Here is a 22,056-nt window from a genome sequence, read left to right on the forward strand (position 1 = left end):
GAGGATTATATGCAAAAAATTATTACAGGTTTATTTCTATTAGTTATAACGTTTTCCGCTTATTCTAATGAAAAAGTGCCTGCCGGTTTGAACAGTTACGTTACTAATTTAGTAAATGAAGCTTCTAGTATATTAAACGATAGTAAGCTATCTGAGCGAGTAAAAATTGCTAAAGCACGTGAGTTAATGTCTCAGAACCTAGATTTTGATTGGATGGCTAAATATACATTAGGCAGAAATGGGATAAAAACTTTATCAGGTGGGCAGGTTCAGGAATTCATCAAAGTTTACTCTAAATATGTTACTAAATCTTATACTGATTTAATAAAAGATTATAAAGGTGAACAGCCTAAAATAGTAGGAGTTCGTCCTTTAAGCTCGACCGATTTTATGGTTGCTATGAATATCATTAGTAATAAAGAGCAAGACCCTATTAAAGTAGAATATCTTGTACGTGAAATGAAAGGAAACGGAAAAGACGTTTTTAAAGTTTCTGATATAATTACGGAAGGTGTAAGTCTTATTGGAGCTCAACAAGACGAGTTTACTGATACTTTAAAAAATCAAGGTTTTGAGGCACTAATACAAAAATTAGAAAGTCGTTCTTAAGCTTATTTCACTGTCATCTTAAATCGTCATTGCGAGGAAAATTTGGCGTTGTTGCATGGTTCGAAAAACCCACTCGGTGTCATGCTGTGGCTTGACCACGGTATCCAGAAAAACAATAAAAAATACTAATAATATTAGTATTTTTAACTGGATCCCGCGAACAAGTCGCGGGATGACAGAGGTGAAGCGAGCCATGCAACAATGCCTTCAGTCGCTCGCAATGACGTTAAACAACATAAATCACTCACATGAAAATCTTAGCAGGCAGTAGTAATAAGTTACTCGCATCTCGTTTAGCTATAGCATTAAATGTTAAATATATTGAGCCGAGAATTACCTATTTCAATGATTCCGAAATAAAAGTAGAAATTCAAGAATCGTTTCATAATGAAGATGTAATCATAGTACAATCCACATCAAAACCCGTTAATGATCGTTTAATTGAGCTGTTCTTGCTAGTAGATGCAGCAAAAAAAGCGGGAGCAAATCGAATAATTTTAGTAATGCCTTATTTCGGTTATGCAAGGTAAGATAATATAAATTTTCAAAATATAATTCCTGCTAAGTTAATAGCAGATTTTTTAGAGAAGCTCGGAGTAAACCATATAATTACTATTGATTTACATTCCGATAAAATAGAGAAATTTTTTAATATTCCTGTTTCTAATCTTGAACCTATAAATTTATATATCCCGTTTTTAAGAACTTATAGCAATTTCGTTATAGTTGCACCTGATAAAGGAAGTATCAATCGAGTTCAAAAAATTAGTAATTTACTAAATATAGATTCAGCTTATATAAACAAAGAAAGGGATATAAATAATAATTGCGAGATGATATCAATAACAGGTAATGTAGAGGGCAAAAATTGCATATTAATTGATGATATTTATAGATAGCGGTGAAACAATAGTAAAAGCAGCGAGATTTTTAAAAGAACATTCGGCTTTATCGGTTAGTGCTTTTATAACTCATGCAGTGCTTTCTGCCGGTTCTAAAAATTCGGTAATAGACCTCTTGGAGAACGAAGCTAATAGAGAGGAATTTGTAGGAAACACGGAACGCAGCACCGCAGCGTACACTTTAGTACGTGAGGATGCGAGTACCGGATTGACGTACAAATTACCTTTAGAAGCAAGTTATGCAAGAGGTCTAATAGACAATATTTTTATCACGGATACTATAGAAACAAGTGACTTATCTACAAAATTTCATATAATACCTGTGTTGCCTATCATCGTAAAAGAGTTAAGAAATATATTATGAGTTTATGTACTCTAGAAATAAATCTATCTGCAATAAAAAATAATTACCTTTTATTACAAGATATTTGCAAAACCTCATTAGTCGGTGCTGCCGTTAAAGCTAACGGTTACGGTCTTGGAGCAGTACAAATTTCTAAAGCTTTAATAGAAGAAAATTGTAGGCATTTTTTTTTAGCCTCAAGTGAAGAGGGAGTGAATTTACGCAAAGCTTTAGGAGTAGATGTTAATATTTTAGTGCTTAACGGCGTTTTTGAACATGATGCTTTAGAGCTGATAGAATATAATTTAACACCTGTTCTAAATAACTTAAAACAAATAGAAATTTGGCAAAAATTTAGTAATTTGAAAAACCGATTATTGCCTTGTTATTTACATTTTAACACAGGGATTAATCGCCTTGGATTAACTTATGATGAAATAGAGCAGTTAATTAATAATCGTGATTTATTAAAAGGGCTAGATTTACAATATATTATAAGCCATCTAGCTATATCCGAGGAAATAGATAATCCTTATAATCTAGAACAATTAAACAGATTTAAAGCTTATTTACGATATTTTCCAAACGTCAAAGCAAGCCTTGCTAATTCCGGCGGCATATTTTTAGGACAGGATTACCATTTTGATTTAGCAAGACCGGGGGCAGCCTTATACGGTCTTAACCCTGTAATGAAAAATCCTGTAAACTTAAAAGCTCCTATAATCCACTTACAGAATTTGACACTAGATAGCCATATCGGTTATAATATGACTTTTACAACTAAGCGTGATAGTGTCATTGCAACGTTACCGCTTGGTTATGCCGACGGGTATAGCTGTAACTTTAGTAATCAAGGCGAGGTGTTTATTAACGGTTGCAGCGTTCCTATAGTAGGGCGAATATCGATGGATTTGATAAATATCGATGTTACCGATCTACCACCGTCCGATATTTTTTTAGGGCAGGAAGCGGAAATTATCGGAAATCATTGCACGCCCGATAAAATAGCGAGTATTATAGGTACTATCGGGTATGAGGTATTAACTAGTCTCGGTAATAGATATAAGAGAATTTATAAGTAAGCGTCATGAGCTACGGAAATTACGAAATAATTGACGAAGCAATCTCAGGAATTTGTTATTATTTCATGAGATTGACACGCAGCCTATGGCTGCGGCTTTGTTGCATGGATCGTTTTATGTCATTCCCGCGTAGGCGGAAAAACTTGTTTTTATATGTTTATTTTATCAAATATGTAACTTCTATATCAATATTTGAAGTTATTTTTCTGGATCCCCGCCTATGCGGGGATGACATCGAGTAGGTTTTTCGATCCATGCAACAACGCCTACGGCTGCTCGCAATGACGATTTAGATAATAATTATAAAACAAAAAAATATACACAAATGTTATTAAATATAGCTAATTCGGTCGGTAAACGTACTATAAAGTTTGCACAAAGTGTAGGCAGTTTTTCTCTATTTAGCTTTGCTGCCGTTAGCAGTATCATAAGACCGCCTTTATATTTGAGTTTAATCATCAGACAATTATTATTTATCGGGTTTCACTCGCTTCCGGTTGTTGCGATGACAACTTTCTTCTCAGGGGCGGTACTTGCATTACAGAGCTATACTGGTTTTTCCCGTTTCTCAGCTGAAAGTTCCATTGCAACGGTAGTAGTATTGTCGCTGACTAGAGAGCTTGGACCTGTCTTAGCCGGACTAATGGTAGCGGGAAGAGTCGGGGCATCAATCGCCTCCGAAATAGCAACAATGAGAGTAACAGAGCAGGTAGATGCTTTATATACTTTATCTACCGATCCTATTAAATATTTAGTTTTTCCAAGAGTAATAGCAGCTATTATTACAATGCCTTTTCTTGTTTTAATCGGGGATATAATTGGTGTTATGGGCGGTTATTTGGTAGGGGTATATAAACTTGATTTTAATAGTGCAGCTTATTTAACCAGTACTTTTCAGTATTTGGAGCCGATTGACGTAATTTCCGGTCTTGTTAAAGCGGGAGTTTTTGGATTTATTATTTCTATAATAAGTTGCTATAGCGGCTATTATTCAGGTAAAGGGGCTAAGGGAGTTGGAAGAGCTACTACCTCGGCAGTAGTAAATTCTTCTATCCTTATCTTAATCAGTAATTATTTAATAACCGAATTATTTTTTAAAGTATAAATATGAGTGAAAAAGAAGAATTTAAAATTAAAATTCGGTCATTATATAAATCATTTGCTAATCATAAGGTGTTAGACGGAATAAATTTGGATGTAAAAAAGGGCAGTTCATTAGTTATTTTAGGTGGTTCCGGTAGCGGTAAATCCGTTCTAATTAAAAATATAGTAGGACTGATTAAACCTGATAAAGGTAAAATTTTTATTGATAATGTAGAAATCCAAGATATCTCAAGTAAACAAAAATTTGAGATTATGGACGGTATAGGTTTTTTATTCCAAGGTGGAGCATTATTTGACTCCTTAAATATACGTGATAATATTACTTTTGAGACTAAAAAATTATCTAAGAAGGAAAAAAACGACCTTGCCGGTGCAAAGCTTAATTCTGTCGGTTTGTCCCCTAGAATACTCGATCTTTACCCTTCCGAATTATCGGGAGGAATGCGAAAAAGAGTAGCCCTTGCTAGGGCTATTTGTAGTACACCGTCGATTTTATTCCTTGATGAACCGACCACAGGGCTTGATCCTATAATGGCAAATGTTATCAACGAATTAATTATAAAAATCCAAGAAGAGTTAGGGGCAACTACGATTACTATAACTCATGATATGATTAGTGCCGAAAAAATAGCTAAAGAAGTAGCTATGATTTATCAAGGAAAAATTAAATGGTACGGTAGTAAAGATGAAATGCGTAATAGTGATAATCCTTATTTAAAACAATTTATAAATGGATTAACTACCGGTCCTATAGAGGTATAAAATGTTTAAGAACTTATTATGTATAGTAATATTTCTAGGTACAAACCTAAATGTTTATGCTATAAATTCTAGCTCTTATACGACAGACGATATAATAAAAATAGTAATTATTCTTGGAATAGTTATTTTAATTTTTAGTCCTGCAAAATTCCGTATAATCGTTATCGGTACTATGTTAGGCTTGGCTTGTGCCTATTTTACATATAAATATATCATACCTATCTTTATTTCTTCACTAAATGGACCATAATTATCTCTTGACACTAGGGGAGTATTACTTTATATTTTTTATCTATTGTATATTTATAAGTTTTAAGGTATTTAGCTTATGTCTCGTAAGTGCGAACTCACAGGTGTGGGTGTTTTATACGGCAATAACGTATCACATTCTCAACGTAAAACTAGAAGACGTTTTGAGCCTAATTTAAGGTCAGTTAAGTTTACAAGTGATATAACAGCCGGGGAATATAGATTATCGGTTAATGCTAGATGTATTAGTTCAGTGGAAAAAGCTGGCGGTTTTGATGCATATATTCTAAAAGCCGATGATAATGTTTTATCAAGTAACGCTAGAGCTATTAAGAAAAAAATAATTCAGACTAAAACGGCAAAATCATTATGAAAAGCGGTATACATCCAGAATATAAAAAGTTTTTGATTAAAGTAGGAAGCGATGTTTTTGAAACAATGTCTACTCATCCTACAGGTGAAATTTTAATGGATGTTGATTTTAGAAAGCATCCGGCATGGAATAAAGATTCCGGAAATGTAGTAAATCAATCGAACAAAAGTGTTAGTGATTTCAATAAAAGATTCTCAGGTCTTTCTTTCGGTAGTAAGAAAGAAGCTAGCTAGGCTTTGTTTGTGGATAACAAATCATCATTGCGAGAAAATTGCATAGCAATTGACGAAGCAATCCAGTAAAAAATTCTGTAAATCAGAATTTTTTTATTATTTTTTCTGGATTGCCGTGTGGTCTACGGCTACTCGGTATCTACGCAAGAATGACACTAACAATATTCACATAGTATTGGATTAAGTCAAAATATAACACAGGTAAATCGTCAATTCTCAATTATTGCGGGGTGGAGCAGCTCGGTAGCTCGTCAGGCTCATAACCTGAAGGTCGTTGGTTCAAATCCAGCCCCCGCTACCATATTTTTTTAATGTCATTCTAGCTCACTTATAGCGTTATTGAAGTCTGCTGATGCCATTCTCTAACTCAGTGTTGTTGCATGGTTTGGTTTTCCTGTTATTGCGAGAAGAATTACGTAGTAATTCGACGAAGCAATTTAGTCAAAAATTCTGATTTACAGAATTTTTTTTATTATTTTGCTGGATTGCCACACTCCTCCACACTCCTTTTAGTCGCTCGTAAGGCATTGTTGCGTGGACCGGTAAAACCCACTGTGTCATCCCGTGGTCAAGCCACGGGGTGACAGAGGTGAAATTGAACCACGCAACAATGCCCGCTCGCAATGACGACTCGGTATTCACGCGGGCAATGCCTAATTACATCCAATACGAAAGCAAATTATGACTACTCAGAAAATAGTGCCTACAAAATCGACTGATAGCAGTAAGCTTTTTCGTCATCAAGCTAAATTTGTAGCCGGTGTTATGAATATAAATCAAATCCCCAATTTTTCATTGCCGGAAATTGTTTTTGTCGGTAAGTCAAATGTCGGCAAATCAAGCCTAATAAATACGATATGTAATAATAAAAATCTTGCTAAAGTTTCTAATACTCCGGGGCGTACTAGGCAAATCAATTTCTTTAACCTTGCAGATAAACTTATTATAGTTGATCTTCCCGGTTATGGTTTTGCTAATGTTCCTATATCAGTCAAAGAGCAGTGGGAAGTGTTAATTAGTTATTATTTACGAAATAGTCATAATTTAAGGTTAGTTAACTTATTGATTGATTCAAGAAGGGGTATAAAAGAAAACGATAAGAAAGTAGCTGAGCTATTATTTGCAAATAAAAGAGAATTTCAAATTATTTTCACAAAATCGGATAAAGTTACGGATCATAAAAACCTTAACGATGAAGCACAGAATTTTCTTGCAACTTTAAACTACTCATGTAATGTTATGTATGTAAGTAGTAGGAGTAAAGAAGGTGCAAGAGAACTTAAAGCTAGTTTGGTAAAATGCATCAAACCTCAAAAATAAAGAGGTAGATAGTATTTCTTCATTAAATAACATTGCTATAATTAAGAATATAATAAAGTGTAGTAGTGAGCTGAAGAGTCGAGCAATAGTTCTAAAATTACCTGCTACTATTATTATTGACGATAAATTATTTACGGCTTTTATTGAATCTGTTAGATTGCTTGAGATGTGCGGTGCTAAAATATATAATATATAGTACATGATCATATTGATTTACGAAGTTCCTCTTTAATATCACAAATAGATGAAAATTTTAGTCAAAAAATTAGTAAAATAAGCGACTATAGTTCTCTAAATGATCCTATTATTATGGAAATTTTATCCAGTTACGTTAACAAGCTTATAGTAACAAAGTTAAGTAGTATAGGTTGTTATGCAGTTGGTATTTCAGGTAAGGATGCTAATTTACTGCAAGCAAAAAAAATCAAAATTATCTCACCGAAAAATTGTAAATCATGAAGTGAGCCTATTATGATTAATCCGGAAATTTTATTAAATTTTGAAGATAATAATATTATACCCGTGATAGCACCGTTTGCGAGCGACGATCAGGAGAAAACACATTTATTAAATGTTAACTTAACGGTAGCAACAATTGCTTCTGCATTAAGTGCAGAACATTTAATATTGCCATATGAGATATTGCAGGTATCCGAGACGTTACCGTATAATATGAAAATACGAGATATTAACTTGTTGAAATCAATGTTAGATGATAGTAATAATTTCATCGAAGAAGAATTAATTAAGATAGCAGTTAATGCACTTGAAAATAATAACGGTTACGTACATTTTGTGAATAGTGAAGCACCGAATTCAATATTGTCAACTATGTTTGATATTAATATAAATTAATAGAGGTTTTTTATGGCAGGAGCATTAGCATCCGATCTTTTATTTGTAGGGTTAACTAGACCGCCGATGATATTTGGAGTAAGTATTAAGTTTGCTGCATTAAATATGATAATGACGATGATAGTATTTATTTGGAATAACGGTATTATGATTTTGTTCGTTGCAGCTGCTTTGCATTTGGTAGCTTATATTATATGTTTTAAAGAACCAAGATTCATAGAGCTATATTTAAATAAAATGTCAAGAACTAGCCAATGTCCTAATAAATTTTACTACGGAGCAAATTCGTATAATATTTGAGTTTTATGTCATTCCCGCGTGGATACCAAGTCGTCATTGCGAGCAGCCGTAGGCTGCGTGGCAATCCAGAAAAAATAATAAAAAAATTCTGTAAATCAGAATTTTTAACTGGATTGCTTCGTCAAAATTTGCAGTTTTTCCTCGCAATGACGACTTGGTATCCACGCGGGAATGACATAAAAAGAGGTATAACTGATAAAATAAATCAAAATAGTTAAATCAGGTGAGGTAATGAAGTTATTTAGAACTAGAGCAGCTAAAGAATTAAGGTCTAAACAAGAAAGACCCACTTCGCATTTTATTCCTTATAAATGTCATTGGGATAGTAATACTATTTTAACGAAAGATAATTCTTTATTACAAGTTATTAAAATAAACGGATTTTCTTTTGAAACTGCTGATGATGAAGATCTAGACATTAAAAAGAATATCAGAAATGCCTTACTTAAAAATATGGCTTCGGGAAATATCGTTATGTATTTCCATACTATTAGAAGACGTAAAGCAGTAATATTTGACGATACGGAATTTACTTATGATCCTACCATAAAAGTCCCTAATGATTTTATTGCTTATTTAGGTGCAGAATGGCGTAAGAAACATGCGGGTGCTAGGTCGTTTTTTAATGAATTATATGTTAGTATTTTATATAAGCCTGATACCGGCGGTGCTGCTATAGTTGAGTATTTTCTAAAGAAGCTTAGACAAAAATCTAATAAAACCGCTTGGGAAAATGACATGAAAGAGATGAAAGAAAATCTTCAAGAAATGTCAACTAGAGTGGTTAATACATTCAGAAGTTACGGAGCAAGATTACTTGGAGTTCGTCAAACGCAGTCAGGTAGTTATTGTGAAATTTTAGAATTCCTTTCATCTTTAATCAATTGCGGTGATTCACCAGGTCCTATAGCATTACCGCGTGGTACTATTGACGAATATTTACCGACTCATCGCTTATTTTTTGGTTCTCGTACTATTGAAGCAAGAAGTCCGCTTGGCAAGAAATATGCCGGAATAATCAGTATACTTGAATACGGTCCTAATACTTCGGCAGGAATTTTTGACGGATTCCTGCAAATGCCTTTTGAATTTGTCATGACTCAAAGCTTTATCTTTGCTAATAGAACAGTAGCGATCGGTAAAATGCAATTACAGCAAAATAGAATGATACAATCTGGTGATAAGGCTACTTCACAAATTGCTGAAATTAATACGGCCCTTGATATGGCCACTAGCGGTGATATCGGTTTTGGTGAGCATCATTTATCGCTTTTATGTTCCGCAAATAATATTAAAGCTTTGGAAGATATATTGTCAATGGCAGCAGTTGAGCTTTCTAATTCAGGAATTCAGCCGGTTAGAGAAAAAATTAACATGGAACCTAGCTATTGGGGACAGTTGCCGGGAAATATGGATTATATAGTGCGTAAATCCACTATAAATACTCTTAATATGGCTAGCTTTGCCTCACAACATAATTATCCGCTCGGTAAAATTAGAGATAACCATTGGGGAGAATATGTCACAGTACTTGATACTACTTCAGGTACGCCGTTTTATTTTAATTTCCATGTAAGGGATGTTGGACATACTCTAATTATCGGTCCAACCGGTGCCGGTAAAACAGTTCTTATGAATTTCTTATGTGCGGAAGCACAAAAATTCAAACCTCGTATGTTCTTTTTTGATAAAGATCGAGGAGCAGAAATATTTATACGTGCTTTAAACGGAGTTTATACAGTAATTGATCCGGGTTTAAAATGCAACTTTAACCCTTTACAGCTTGAAGATACTAGTGAGAATAGAACGTTTATTTTAGAGTGGCTTCGCGTGCTTGTAACTTCTAACGGTGAAAGTTTAACTGCACAAGATAATAAAATCTTATCTCAAGCGGTAAGCGGTAATTTTAGATTAGAAAAAAAAGACAGAAAGCTTAGTAATGTTATAGCATTTCTTGGTGTTGATACACCAAATAGTTTGGCAAGTAGGATTGCAATGTGGGTCGGTAAAGGTTCACACGCTAAGATATTTGACAATGAAATAGATGATATTGATTTACAAAAAGCAAGGGTATTCGGTTTTGATATGACTGAATTACTTAAAGATCCTATAAGCCTTGCACCGGTATTGTTATATATTTTCCATCGTATTAATATCTCTTTAGATGGGCAGAAAACTATGATAGTGCTTGATGAAGCATGGGCTTTAATCGATAATCCGGTATTTGCACCTAAGATCAAAGATTGGTTAAAAGTGTTGAGAAAATTAAATACTTTTGTTATATTTGCTACGCAGAGTGTTGAAGATGCCGCAAAAAGTAGAATTAGTGATACGTTGATTCAACAAACAGCTACGCAGATTTTTTTACCTAATTTGAAAGCTACGGATATTTATCGTAGTGCATTTATGTTAAGTCAGCGAGAATATATTTTAATTAAAACTACCGACCCTACTACACGTTATTTTTTAATAAAACAAGGAATAGATGCCGTAGTTGCAAAGGTTAGCTTAGATGGCATGGATAACATAATCAGTGTTTTATCTGGTAGAGTTGAGACTGTAATATTGCTCGATCAAATTAGAAAGAAACACGGCAATGATCCGGATAAATGGTTACCTATATTTTATGAAGCAGTTAAAACATTATAGATTCCTGTCTGTCATCCCACGGCTTGACTACGGGATCTTGTCTCACAGACTGTATCCTGAGATCACGTGGACAAACCATGGGATGACATTTTTACAATACGACGCAAGTAACTAGTTATGAAATTATTTCCTCGTAGTATGCTTATAACATTAGTACTAAGCTTTATCCTAAATTTAGGGCTAGTTACTAAAACTCATGCTAAAGATACTCTTGATGGCATTGTAGATGTTTTAAGCGGTTTAACTTGCGAAACTCAAGGCGTAGGTGATTTATTACGTAGTGAATTCTCTCATACATGTATTGTTGCTCCGTTCTTTACTTTTGCGGTAATGAATCTTGTTTCTCCCGTTTTATACATGAATACACTTTTAAAGCTTAAAATAAATGATAAAGATTTATTTAACGATAGTAAGTTTGGAAATTTTCCAGGAGGTCAATGTACTCGTGAAAACAGAATTGATCCTAAAAATCCGGAATTACGTTTTGCTTTATGTAGTAATGCTAAACTAATTGTAGCCAGGGCAACTGCCGTAGCAAAATCGGCACTTGCGATCGCTAAAGCCGTATTAACAGGGAGTGATCCTTGGGATGATATAAAAGAAGTGTGGAAAAATAATAAGAAAGATTATTATGTTCCATATAGCGGTAAGCCTGGTGATGACGGTTTTGCACTTGATTTAGGCTTCCCTGTAATATATTGGAAAGTTATTCAAGATAAAGATAGAATATGTGTTTCAACAAAAGGGTTTACAGGATACGTTCCCGTCGGCTGTAAATATATGAAAGAGCCGTTCCCGAAATCCATGTATAATAGCTTTATGGATGTAGCAGATAAGGATTTTATTGAAGATCCAAATGAAACGCCTACCGATCCTTTAGCCTTAGTTTCCTGTAGTGCGGCAGGCGACGGATGTTATCAAAAAGCTTATAATGCTTCAAAAACTGCAGTAGTCATGACTTCTCCTCTTATAGAATGTATGAGGCAAATGATTGCTAGATTACTAATTAGTAAAGATGTTTGTAGTTTTGATAATGTAAGCCAAGTGGTTAATTTGGCTTCAAGGCAAGATAGTGCATTATTTCAGTTCCAAGTAGGAATGTATAAAATAGTTACGGCTTTTCTAACTTTATATGTTATGTTTTTTGGCTTTAAACTATTACTTGCAGGTGAAGTACCGCCAAAAAGTGAGTATATAAATTTTATATTGAAAATGATATTCGTAACTTATTTTTCAATAGGAATTAATATAACCCCTGGTAATGGCTCTCCGTATGACCGGTTAGACGGTATGATTCAGTGGGCGTTTCCTTTCTTACTTGACGGTATAAACGGTTTAGCAAGTTGGGTTATGAATGCTGCTCCGTCCGGTTTATGTAAATTTAATAATCTTTCTTATGACGGTACCGTTTCTTATATTGCATTGTGGGATGCATTAGATTGTAGAGTAGCTCATTATTTAGGACTTGATATATTATCTACGTTACTTGTCGAAAATACTTATCGAAGCCATGATTTTTTAAATTTTGATTTCTTTAGTTTTAGTGCTCCACCATATATTTATTTGCTAATTCCGGCGATAATCTCCGGTAATATGATGTTGGTGTCACTCGCTCTTTCTTATCCGTTACTTGTGATTTCGGTTGCTGCCTTTATGGTTAATGCAACGATTATGTGTATGATATCTATAGTAATACTCGGTATTTTAGCTCCTCTTTTTGTACCTATGTTTTTATTCACATATACAAGAAATTATTTTGATAGCTGGGTTAAACTAATGATCTCGTTCTTGCTACAGCCTATGGTGGTAGTTACTTTTATGATCACGATGTTTTCGGTATATGATTATGGTTTCTACGGTAAATGTCAATATAAGAGCAAGTTAATTCACAATAGTATAGAAGACAAAATTCAAGGTGGTATTACCTCTAAGAGGGATGTTTTAATATTTTACATTAATAATGATTGGGATGATACGTTACAATATCCTGATAAGGATGCCGTAGAAAGTTGTCAAAATAGTTTAGGTTATATGTTAAATAACCCTATTACCACGGCATTTAACTTTGCAAAAGATAGTGTAAGTGAAATTGTCGATAGTAAACCGGGTGATACCCCTACCGATAAATTTCTTGCTAAATTCCAGTTTTTATCGGGAGTAGTTTTGAGTCCCGGAATGTTTTTCATGTCTCCAAAAGTGCTTTTTGAGAAAATTAAAAATATTTTGCTTGCGTTAGTTACGGCATGTTTTACATTGTATTTGATGTATAATTTTAGTAGTCAGCTAGCTGAATTTGCTGCAGATATGACGGAAGGAGTAGCTCTTAGTAATGTTACTATAAAACCGCAAGCAATATTTAAGGCAGCTATGGCAGTACTTGCTACTGCGGGTGCTGCAACTAAGGGGGGCGATCAGATAGCAAGTAGAGGAGGAGCAAGTGATTTAGAGGTAGGTAAAGGCGGACTATCAAATGATAATATTGCTGCAAGCGGAGGTACGTCGGCACCTGCGGTAACAACGCCGACAGCTTCGTCTTCTGTAGCAACTTCTAGCTCAAAAACTGTAAGTAGTGGAGCAAGATCAGATGTTGTTACTCCTCCTCCTGCTCCTACAGAAGCTGTTTCACCACCGCCTGCTAGTATTAGAACTTCTATTTCTACACCTGCACTGCAAAGTAATATTGAAGCTGAAAGTGTTGGAAAAATCATAAGAGATAATAATCAAGAAAGTAAAAAAGAGATTGATAATACTCCGCCTTTACAGGAAAAAGTTGACAATACAAGTAAAGGTACGGGAGTAATTGATTATAGTTTTAACTTAAAGGAACATGAAAATCCGACAGGAGTAAAGCAAATACGGGAAAATGCAGAGATTCGGGATAAACGTGCAGAAGTAGAGAAAGCACGGAACGAATTAGTAGCAAGCGGGGGAGGAAGAATAAGAGATCAGCAAGGTGAAGAAACATCGGAACGACGTGCGAATGTAGAAAAGAAATGGAATGAATTAGTCGATAGCGGTGTAGTAACTGAGATAAGAGAAAGGGATAATAGTGTAACTAATAAATTTGATAAATTAGCTGATGAACTTAATAAGTCAGAAAAAGCAAAGGTAGAAGAAAATAAAAATATAGAAAACGACAGAAAAGAAGATAATACTACTACGTCACCGCAAGAAAAAGTTGACAGTACAAGTAGGGGTTCAGGAGTAATTGATTATAGTTTTAACTTAAAGGAACATGAAAATCCGACAGGAGTAAAGCAGATACGAGAAAATGCAGAGATTCGAGATAAACGTGTAAAAGTAGACAAAGCATGGAATGAACTAGTAGCAAGCGGAGGAGGAAGAGTAAGAGAACAAGAAGGAGGAGAAGTATCAGAACGACGTGCAAATGCTGAAAAGGCATGGGATGAGTTAGTAAAAAGCGGCGTAGTAACAGAAAAAAAAGATAATAGTTCTAATGAAAACTCTTAAAACCTTAAAGATATTTATTATAGTTTATATAGCGTTTGTAAGCTTAGCTAGTTTTGCCGGCTTTGGAGAATCATGTTCTAGTTTACCGACTACTTCAGATGGGTATTTAGAAACGGACACGGCATATGGCTATATAATTCGTAATATTGATATGAAAGATCCGAGAGGTAATTGTAACTCAGTTGCGTCTAGTATAACGTTTTGTTTTAAAAATGTAGAAGGTAGTAGTAGTCCTTGTACCATGTATACTTTAAATGAAGGTGACTCTAAGAAGATTAGTGATTTAAGTACTGATAATAATCTTGATCTTGGAGCAAATCCTGTATTAAAGAATATCGTTTTAACGGTTAAAAAATGGGATAATGATCTATGTTTAGTTATGCCTACGTCAAGGGGACCGATGCCGGTAGCATGTAAATCTTTAAGTGCTACTTCGCCGCCTACTCCGCCTGATGGTGAAAATTGTAATATAGGAAAAAGTTGCTATACGGGAGCAAATTATAGTCAATCGTTAATTAATTTTTCCGGTCTTGCGGTTCAGTGTTTGAGCGAAACGCTTAATAAAATATTTTTTGCCGGAAATGGTTGTAGTTCTCAAGATCAAAATTCTAGGATAACTAATCTTGCTGCTTTTTCTACGTTTCAAGGTTATTTAAAGAGAATTATAGGTGCGGCACTAATTCTTTATACTATGTTTTTTGCCTTTAATATGGCTCTAAATAAAGAATATGCAAGTACTGAAAAAATAGCTCTTTTTGTAATAAAATTCTTATTCGTTGCTTATTTTTCTATCGGTCTTGGACCTTTAGATTTTAGTGGCGGTCAGCCGACAAAAGAAAACGGTATGTTAAAATATGGATTACCTCTTTTGACGGGAGCGGCACCGGACTTTGCACAGATGATCTTTAATGCAGCAGGTTCTAGAGGATTATGTCAATTTGATAATTCAAAGTATAAAGACGGTTATAAATTTTATGGTTTATGGGATGCTATTGATTGCCGTATAGGTTATTATCTTGGCTTGGATTTACTTTATAATATAGATAAGAATGGAGTTTTAGGGAATTCGATCGGCAATGGTCCCGGTGGTAATAATACACCTATACCTAATTTTGATCCTGATGGCAAAAATGACAGACCAAAAGATTTAAGTAAAGCAGGAGCACTGAGATTTTTTGCCGTTATGTTTGGATTCTTTATGGCCGGAAACGTTATTATACTTGCAGCAGGTTTAGTATTTTCTGTAATATTTTTATCTATACTTTTATATTTTATTACGCATTATTTAGTTTGCATGATTACTATTTACGTTATGACATATATTTCTCCTATATTCATTCCTATGGCTCTATTTACTCGTACAAAATCTTATTTTGACGGGTGGTTAAAAGTATGTATCTCATGTGCATTGCAGCCGGCAGTAATAGCAGGTTTTATAGCTTTATTAATAACTATGTATGATTCTGCAATATTTAAAAATTGTGAATTCCTTAGATATGATTATGAAAAAGGGGATATTAGATTTAGTACTTTTGAGTTAAGGCTTCCTGTCGGTGGGGCAGATAAATGTCAGGAAAGTTTTGGATATAAAATGTTACGATATTATGCGGGTGAAGGTTGGGAGGAGCATTTATTAATACTTTTCCCAATAAAATCAATTGTTAGAGATGTTGTATCTATTTTAGCGGAACTTTTGTGCGTATTAGTATTCTCGGTTATTTTTTATTATTTCTCTAAATCTATAGGGCGTTTTGCCGCTGATTTAACTAACGGTCCTAATATGGATGCAGTAACGGCAAGTCCAACTAAAATCGTTGATTTAGTAAAGAAAGGAGCAGCTTTCCTTAAGGATGCTGCTATGGCTTCGCAAGGTAAGCCGCCGGTAGGAGATAAGCCGGATGTTGGAGGTAAGCGTAAAGAGGGAGAGCAGCAAGGCGGGGATTCAGAAAGCGGTGCAGGCGGAGGTAAATGATAGAATATGCAGGGTAACTTATTAAAAGTTTTAGGAGTACTCGCTGTAGTAGCAACGTTAGTTTGCTTTATTTTTGCAGCACTTGGTATGATAGGAGCAGTAAAAGTCGGTGACGGCTGTTACATGAGATATGCTCCGGACGGTAAAGGAGGTTCGGATTCAATAACCAATACTATAATCCTTAATGCTAATGCTAATTATGTAAACACTTCTAAGATGTTGCCCGACGGCACAATTCAGTTTATTCCTGATCCTAATCGTTACGGTGAATGGTTAAATACTCAGGTACTAGTAGAAAACAGTCAACCGGTGAATTTACAAGTGGTCGGTCAGGTTAGTTTGTGTTTAGCTTATGTACCAAAAGACAATTTACAACGTACAGGGGCTGGATCTAATTTAGATGATAGTGGTAAAATGATTCCGATCCCTCGTATTACCGATGCAAATAATAAGCCTGTCTCTCTAATAATAGATGCAAGAAATAATGAATGGCGCAATATTGCCGAATTATACGCCAATGATAGAGTTTTAGTTTCCGTATCTCCTAATTTTGTCGGTACGGAGGCGACAGTTAATGATGCCTTTAAAGGTACTGCGATTACAAAAGATTGTTCACAAGGCAAAACTTCTTATGAGCCGATTTGTGGAAAATATTCTATTTATTCCGGTCAATATGTTAATGCTTGTGAATTGAAACAAAATTATTGGCAAGGTAATAAGCATAAGGAAAAATGTTATTGTGCTTTGGGATGTATTCATAAAGAAGCAGTTGCTAAGTGGTTATGTGATGGCGCTAATTCAGTTTTTCATTGTTGCATTGGTTTAATATGTGACTCCTTACCTGCTTGGATAAATCACTATGGCACAATGCCAGAATCTTATAAAGACGATGGTAGTTTTACCTTTAATTGGTCAGATAATTCAGATAATTTATTTATTGATTATTCAAATCTTCAATGTTCCATTAATGCTAATATTTTACCAAGTGGTCAATGTCCTGATAGTGTCGATAATCGTAGTCCTAAAGATAAAGATTATATTGGAGGTGTAAATTGTACTTCAGGAATATGTAACGAAGGAGATTTTCAAAAGCATCGGAGATTTTGGTATACGGCAGATGGTAAAGGAGGCAAAGGACCAACCGGATTAATATATCAAATGAATGATAAGGGTTCTGTAAGTCAAGCTTTGCCTTCTAATCTAGAATTTGCTAAGTTTGTTGCAGATTCAGATCAACCGCCTGAATATAAAGATAAAGACGGTAAATATATGTATAAAGTTATATATAATATACCTTTTAACAGCAATATTGAAAAAAGTTATTTACAATATAGACTTTGGTCTCCCACCTCACAAGATGCTAGTAAGAATACGGGAGGATACGTTTTAAATATTAAACAGACTAAATGTTATAGAGAGAACGGTAATAGTTTTAACGATACTTTTGATGATCGGGGACGAGTGCAATACATAATAGTAAAGCCTTCGGAAAACCCGAATACTAGCGGTAAAACCTATTCGCCTCAAGGAATTAACGTTGATAGTGAAGGTAAATATAACTTTAACGCAAATGAGGCGGGTTATATATGGATGAAAATTCTAAATGATCCTGGTAATAATTTAAGGGACTATAAAGATAGTGAAGGTAGCTATGAAGTACATTTCTCAACATCCTTAAAAGTAGGAAGTTTTACTATTAAAGTAATGAATCCGTTACTTCAGTTATTTAAAACTAAAGTGCAAGGGGCTGCTACTTCTATTTTTAAAAATATGGTATGTTATAAAGCTAATGATAGTTCGTCCTGTACTAACTTTTTTACCTATATTAAAGCAATTTTAATTCTGTATGTGATGACTTACGGAGCAATGTTCTTGCTTGGTTTTGCTAAGATAAACCAAAAAGAGCTAGTAATTAGAATAGCAAAAATCGGGGTAGTTAGTGGACTTATGAACGGTAATACCTTTGAATTTTTCAATAACTATCTTTTTGATGCAATTACCAATTTTTCAGACGCAATTATTGCTAATATGAGTGGATATAGTTTGTTTACTTCTACTAATACTATTTCTAATCCTTTCATGTTTTTAGATGCAGTAATGAGTAAAATATTTTTTAGTCAAACTTTTATCGCTCAATTACTTTCACTTCTTTCTCTTGGGCTTAGCGGTATTATATATTTTATAATTACTTTTATTGCGGTTGGTATAGTAATTATTACGGCACTTAGAGCTGTTGCCGTTTATATTATGGCATTTATGGCAACTTGTATATTAATCGGTATAGCCCCTTTATTTATTAGTTTCTTATTATTTGATTTTACTAGGTATTTATTTGATAATTGGGTGAGGTTTACGATCCGCTATATGATAGAACCGGTAGTTATGATGGCAGGTATTATAGTGCTAACACAGCTATTTACCATTTATCTAGATTTTGTTTTAGGTTATAGCGTTTGTTGGAAATGTGCTTTACCGATAAAAATTCCTTTTATCGGTACTATTTTACCTATTGCATTACTGAATGTACCAATCTTCTGTATTAATTGGTTTGCCCCTTGGGGGATGGATTATATGTCAGGTATGATGGGGGTGAATATGCAAAATATCGTAGCTTTAGTCATTATTGCTTACGGTATGTATGGTTACGTCGAATTTTCAGGACGTATGGTAGCAAAATTAACTAGTGCTGCTGGACCTTCGGCTACTGGAATTGGTGGTAAAATGTCTCATGATGCAGGACAAAAAGCATTAAGTCAAATAGGAATGGATGATAAAACAAGAAAAGGTATTACCGGCAGAGCGGAAGCACGATTGAAACAACGCAATAAGACATTAGATCAGGTTGAGAAAAATAGGAAAAATACGCCAAAAGAAGGGGGTGAGAAGACAAATGAAGAACCGCCTAAACCTGAAACACCGAAATAGAGGGCTGGAAGTGTCATACCGTGGCTTGACCACGGTATCCATCTTACAACGTATATTTTTTGACATTTTTACTGGATACCGTGGACAAGTTACGGTATGACGTGTTGGATAACAATTTAAAATTATGAAAATTCTTAAAAGTTTAGTTTTATTAGTTTTGTTTATGGCGATGCCAGCTAAAGCCGATGATGCTTTTTCATGGATGTCAACCAGTTTTGGCGGGTTAAAAAGCTTATTCGGTTGTTTAGAAGTGCCTGAATTTACAAGTTTTCAGGAGGGTAATATAGGAATTAGTTTATCTACAGCCGGAACTTGGCAATCAACAGGTAATACTGTTGAGAAAGGTAAATTGTTAAAAATAAATTGGTCTACTTCAGGTGTTACTCCTGAACCTAGAAAATATCTAGTATTATATAGAATTGATCCAAGGTTTAGTACGCCGCAAGTTTTTATTAAAACTTATAATTATTCTAAATTACAATTTGAAGCTTTAGGGTTTCCTCGTTTTGTTACGGACAATAACAGTGAAGCACCGGGGGCTATAACGCCTGATAAAGACCTTGATGCACTTTCATTTATTAAAATGTCTGATTTTGTTAAATATTTTAACTATTCTAACGGTAATTCAAGAATTGAAGTTAAGGCCGGCGATGTAGTAAATATTAGTTTAGTTGGTAAAGATAATTTTTTTAGCCCTAATACTCTAAAACTTCCTAATACCGTAGATAATATTTTAACACAGGAACTTGATAGTTCGATATTCGCTGCTTCTGCACTTTATACTCAAAGTAACCTTGGAAATTTTGATAATAGAATAATTTACTCTTCTGCAGAGCAGGTGTGTAATATGATAGATGAGGAAAGAAAAAGTGTATGTAGCGGCACGGGTACTGCTACAAAGTATAAAAATACCGATAATGGAGTAATAGTCGGTAAGCCTATGATAACGGGAGCGGTACAGAATTTCATGGACTTAATTAATTCTTGTCCTGCTAATGCCGGTATAAATACTAGCCCTGCTTGCTATTATGATCAAGGTAGAGGGATGATAATTAAAGTAGGCGGGCAGGTTATTAAGGGACGAGATCAGAGTTTTGTAAATTCAGGCAGCACTAAAAGTAGCTTTATATATTATCAAGCCACTATCGGCGGTACTATGGATTTTACTAGCGATTGGCAAGTTAATAACATGTTTAGTAATTCAGTTTTAATGAGTGATTGGAGTAATGGCAGATTTCCTGATTATAATAGTTTTGTAAACTATATAAATACTAGCGATTGGTCAGCCAATTTTTTATATTTCGGTCGTTATTCGATGATTGTTGAAATAGGTAACGGGACAAATTCAATTAATCCGGGTGATCAACAAAATATAAAGTTAGAATATTTAATAACATCTTATGGTGCGTTACCTGATTCATCTGTTCGTGGTACGCCGGTAGATTATAACTTTGCGACTGATGCACCGCAAGATGGATATTTATGGTTAAGGGTAGTAAATCCTAATAGTAATATACAAGGGGTAGTTAGTGTAAATTATGCTAATTATACTGGTACAACTTGGTTTTCTGATATAATATATAACGGTGCTATTAAACCTATTACCGATCAGTTTAGAACTTTTAGTCAAAATTTTTATATTAAGTTAGTTAAAAATTCTGCAGTGCAGAATATAGCTAAAGCTGCATTAACCCTTTATGTTACTATATTTGGGCTAATGTTCGTTGCAGGAGCATTAAAATTAACTGCCGTAGAAGTAATAACACGTATATGCAAAATAGCTATAGTAGCTTTTTTAATTAGAGAAGAAAGTTGGAGCTTCTTTAATACATACTTCTTTAGTGCATTTACTGACGGTATTGATTTCTTTGTAACTAACGTAGTAGGTGCTACAAGCTCTAGATCTAATATTTTTGGTTTTATTGATCCTATATTTGATAAATATACTAACGGTAGGATTTGGGGATTACTATTTATTGAATTATTACAAATACATAATGGTTTAGCATTTATCGCTATTATAACCATTTATTCACTTATTACTTATTTTAGAGCTATTTTAGAAGTTATAATAGGCTATGTTATTGCATTCATAGGGGTAACTGTTATGATTTCATTAGCACCGTTTTTCATAATATTAATGTTATTTGAAAAAACTAAAAGTTTATTTGATAATTGGATATCGACATTGCTTAGCTATGTAGTGCAGCCGACAATATTATTGATTTTCTTTTTATTGATAGATCAGGTTTTATCTGAGCAGCTTTTAAAAGTGGTAGTTAGAGCCTGTTGGGATACTCTTATACCGATAAAAATAGGGCTTGATTTAACAAATCTTGGTATTCCGATTAATTTCTCTTTTACATTACCGTTCTTACCAGGAATACCTTTCTATGTACCGGATGTTCCGGAAATTAGTAGCTCTAATATTCTAACGAACAACGCTAATACTTTCTTAGTATTATTTACTACGGCTTTATTATTTTATTCATATTGCTTGATGTCATATGGTTTAGTAACTTTTGTAAATGTAGTAGTCGGAATGCTTACAAATGTTACACCGGCACGAATATCAGGAAATTATCAAGAACGTTCTGATCCTGTGGGAGCTGTTATGCAGGATATAGGTTCGGTAACAAAACCGATTAAAAAGGCTGCAATGGCTCCGGCTAGAGTTTTCAAAGACAAGATAATTGATCAAAATTATAAAGCTAGAAAACCGGAAGGGGGTGGTGAATTTACAAATAAATTCCTTGCTGAGCGTAATGATGTGGAGAAAGAGGAAGGAGAGAGGAAAGAATAATTGTAAATATTTTCACCGTCATTTGCGAGGAAATTGCATAGCAATTGACGAAGCAATCTCAGGAATTTAGTACTGCTTCATGAGATTGCCACGCTCCCTACGGT

22 protein-coding genes, 1 tRNA gene and 1 pseudogene are annotated in these 22,056 nt (G+C 34.3%); 23 read left to right on the forward strand and 1 reads right to left on the reverse strand.

The window, feature by feature from the left end; all coding sequences use genetic code 11:
* Positions 1–9: 9 nt before the first annotated feature.
* From MB29_RS04960 to MB29_RS05005, 12 genes and pseudogenes are all read left to right on the forward strand, one after another.
* Entirely contained in the window at positions 10–609 is a 600-nt protein-coding gene (locus MB29_RS04960; RefSeq protein ID WP_032139305.1) for an MlaC/ttg2D family ABC transporter substrate-binding protein, read from the forward strand.
* Between the two features lie 55 nt (positions 610–664).
* Positions 665–880: a hypothetical protein gene (locus MB29_RS11670; protein WP_215426254.1), complete on the forward strand. Its 216-nt coding sequence runs from the start codon at positions 665–667 to the stop codon at positions 878–880.
* Positions 858–1,139, forward strand: coding sequence for a ribose-phosphate pyrophosphokinase-like domain-containing protein (locus MB29_RS12890; RefSeq protein WP_233418956.1), 282 nt, complete (start codon positions 858–860; stop codon positions 1,137–1,139). Before MB29_RS11670 ends, MB29_RS12890 begins: the two co-directional genes overlap by 23 nt.
* A gap of 78 nt (positions 1,140–1,217) precedes the next feature.
* Entirely contained in the window at positions 1,218–1,508 is a 291-nt protein-coding gene (locus tag MB29_RS12895; protein WP_233418962.1) for a phosphoribosyltransferase family protein, read from the forward strand.
* Between the two features lie 79 nt (positions 1,509–1,587).
* A pseudogene (locus MB29_RS12900) lies at positions 1,588–1,791 on the forward strand (palindromic element RPE1 domain-containing protein); the annotation flags it as partial.
* 80 nt (positions 1,792–1,871) lie between these two features.
* Positions 1,872–2,936 carry an alanine racemase gene (locus MB29_RS04975; RefSeq protein ID WP_032139306.1) on the forward strand — a complete coding sequence of 355 codons (1,065 nt, stop codon included), beginning with the start codon at positions 1,872–1,874 and terminating at the stop codon, positions 2,934–2,936.
* Between the two features lie 325 nt (positions 2,937–3,261).
* Positions 3,262–4,041, forward strand: coding sequence for an MlaE family ABC transporter permease (locus MB29_RS04980; protein ID WP_032139307.1), 780 nt, complete (start codon positions 3,262–3,264; stop codon positions 4,039–4,041).
* Between the two features lie 2 nt (positions 4,042–4,043).
* Complete coding sequence (locus tag MB29_RS04985; protein ID WP_032139308.1) at positions 4,044–4,802, forward strand: ABC transporter ATP-binding protein; 759 nt, start codon at positions 4,044–4,046, stop codon at positions 4,800–4,802.
* Position 4,803: 1 nt separating this feature from the next.
* Positions 4,804–5,052 (forward strand): DUF5510 family protein, encoded by a 249-nt coding sequence (locus MB29_RS04990; RefSeq protein ID WP_032139309.1) that lies wholly within the window; start codon positions 4,804–4,806, stop codon positions 5,050–5,052.
* Between the two features lie 78 nt (positions 5,053–5,130).
* Positions 5,131–5,424, forward strand: coding sequence for a 50S ribosomal protein L28 (gene rpmB, locus MB29_RS04995; protein WP_004996729.1), 294 nt, complete (start codon positions 5,131–5,133; stop codon positions 5,422–5,424).
* The gene (gene rpmE, locus MB29_RS05000; RefSeq protein ID WP_004996719.1) at positions 5,421–5,657 is read left to right on the forward strand and encodes a 50S ribosomal protein L31; all 237 of its coding nucleotides are present in this window, start codon (positions 5,421–5,423) and stop codon (positions 5,655–5,657) included. The genes rpmB and rpmE overlap by 4 nt, the downstream gene beginning before the upstream one ends.
* Before the next feature lie 224 nt (positions 5,658–5,881).
* Positions 5,882–5,958, forward strand: a tRNA-Met gene (locus tag MB29_RS05005).
* 140 nt (positions 5,959–6,098) lie between these two features.
* Here the strand turns inward: MB29_RS05005 and MB29_RS11675 are convergent.
* Positions 6,099–6,299: a hypothetical protein gene (locus MB29_RS11675; protein WP_215426240.1), complete on the reverse strand. Its 201-nt coding sequence runs from the start codon at positions 6,297–6,299 to the stop codon at positions 6,099–6,101.
* A 39-nt stretch (positions 6,300–6,338) separates the two neighbouring features.
* On the opposite strand from MB29_RS11675, the gene yihA reads away from it, so the two are divergent.
* The 11 genes from yihA to MB29_RS05045 all read left to right on the forward strand — a co-directional run bounded on the left by yihA (position 6,339) and on the right by MB29_RS05045 (position 21,952).
* Entirely contained in the window at positions 6,339–6,977 is a 639-nt protein-coding gene (gene yihA, locus MB29_RS05010; protein WP_032139310.1) for a ribosome biogenesis GTP-binding protein YihA/YsxC, read from the forward strand.
* A 309-nt stretch (positions 6,978–7,286) separates the two neighbouring features.
* Positions 7,287–7,436 (forward strand): hypothetical protein, encoded by a 150-nt coding sequence (locus MB29_RS12905; protein ID WP_233418957.1) that lies wholly within the window; start codon positions 7,287–7,289, stop codon positions 7,434–7,436.
* A 12-nt stretch (positions 7,437–7,448) separates the two neighbouring features.
* Complete coding sequence (locus MB29_RS12910) at positions 7,449–7,832, forward strand: amino acid kinase family protein (RefSeq protein ID WP_233418958.1); 384 nt, start codon at positions 7,449–7,451, stop codon at positions 7,830–7,832.
* A gap of 12 nt (positions 7,833–7,844) precedes the next feature.
* Positions 7,845–8,132 (forward strand): type IV secretion system protein VirB3, encoded by a 288-nt coding sequence (locus MB29_RS05020; RefSeq protein WP_032139311.1) that lies wholly within the window; start codon positions 7,845–7,847, stop codon positions 8,130–8,132.
* On the forward strand, positions 8,129–8,350 hold the full coding sequence (locus MB29_RS11680) for a hypothetical protein (protein ID WP_215426255.1): 222 nt from the start codon (positions 8,129–8,131) through the stop codon (positions 8,348–8,350). The genes MB29_RS05020 and MB29_RS11680 overlap by 4 nt, the downstream gene beginning before the upstream one ends.
* A 13-nt stretch (positions 8,351–8,363) precedes the next feature.
* Complete coding sequence (locus tag MB29_RS05025) at positions 8,364–10,781, forward strand: VirB4 family type IV secretion/conjugal transfer ATPase (protein WP_032139312.1); 2,418 nt, start codon at positions 8,364–8,366, stop codon at positions 10,779–10,781.
* A 117-nt stretch (positions 10,782–10,898) separates the two neighbouring features.
* Positions 10,899–14,252, forward strand: coding sequence for a TrbL/VirB6 family protein (locus tag MB29_RS05030; RefSeq protein WP_032139313.1), 3,354 nt, complete (start codon positions 10,899–10,901; stop codon positions 14,250–14,252).
* Positions 14,239–16,224 carry a TrbL/VirB6 family protein gene (locus tag MB29_RS05035; RefSeq protein WP_032139314.1) on the forward strand — a complete coding sequence of 662 codons (1,986 nt, stop codon included), beginning with the start codon at positions 14,239–14,241 and terminating at the stop codon, positions 16,222–16,224. Before MB29_RS05030 ends, MB29_RS05035 begins: the two co-directional genes overlap by 14 nt.
* Before the next feature lie 6 nt (positions 16,225–16,230).
* Entirely contained in the window at positions 16,231–19,149 is a 2,919-nt protein-coding gene (locus MB29_RS05040) for a TrbL/VirB6 family protein (RefSeq protein ID WP_032139315.1), read from the forward strand.
* Positions 19,115–19,249, forward strand: coding sequence for a hypothetical protein (locus MB29_RS13470; protein WP_267881747.1), 135 nt, complete (start codon positions 19,115–19,117; stop codon positions 19,247–19,249). The genes MB29_RS05040 and MB29_RS13470 overlap by 35 nt, the downstream gene beginning before the upstream one ends.
* 24 nt (positions 19,250–19,273) lie before the next feature.
* Positions 19,274–21,952 (forward strand): TrbL/VirB6 family protein, encoded by a 2,679-nt coding sequence (locus tag MB29_RS05045; protein WP_032139316.1) that lies wholly within the window; start codon positions 19,274–19,276, stop codon positions 21,950–21,952.
* Positions 21,953–22,056 lie beyond the last annotated feature (104 nt).

Origin of the sequence: Rickettsia tamurae, assembly GCF_000751075.1 — a bacterium.
GTDB classification, from domain to species: Bacteria; Pseudomonadota; Alphaproteobacteria; order Rickettsiales; family Rickettsiaceae; genus Rickettsia; species Rickettsia tamurae.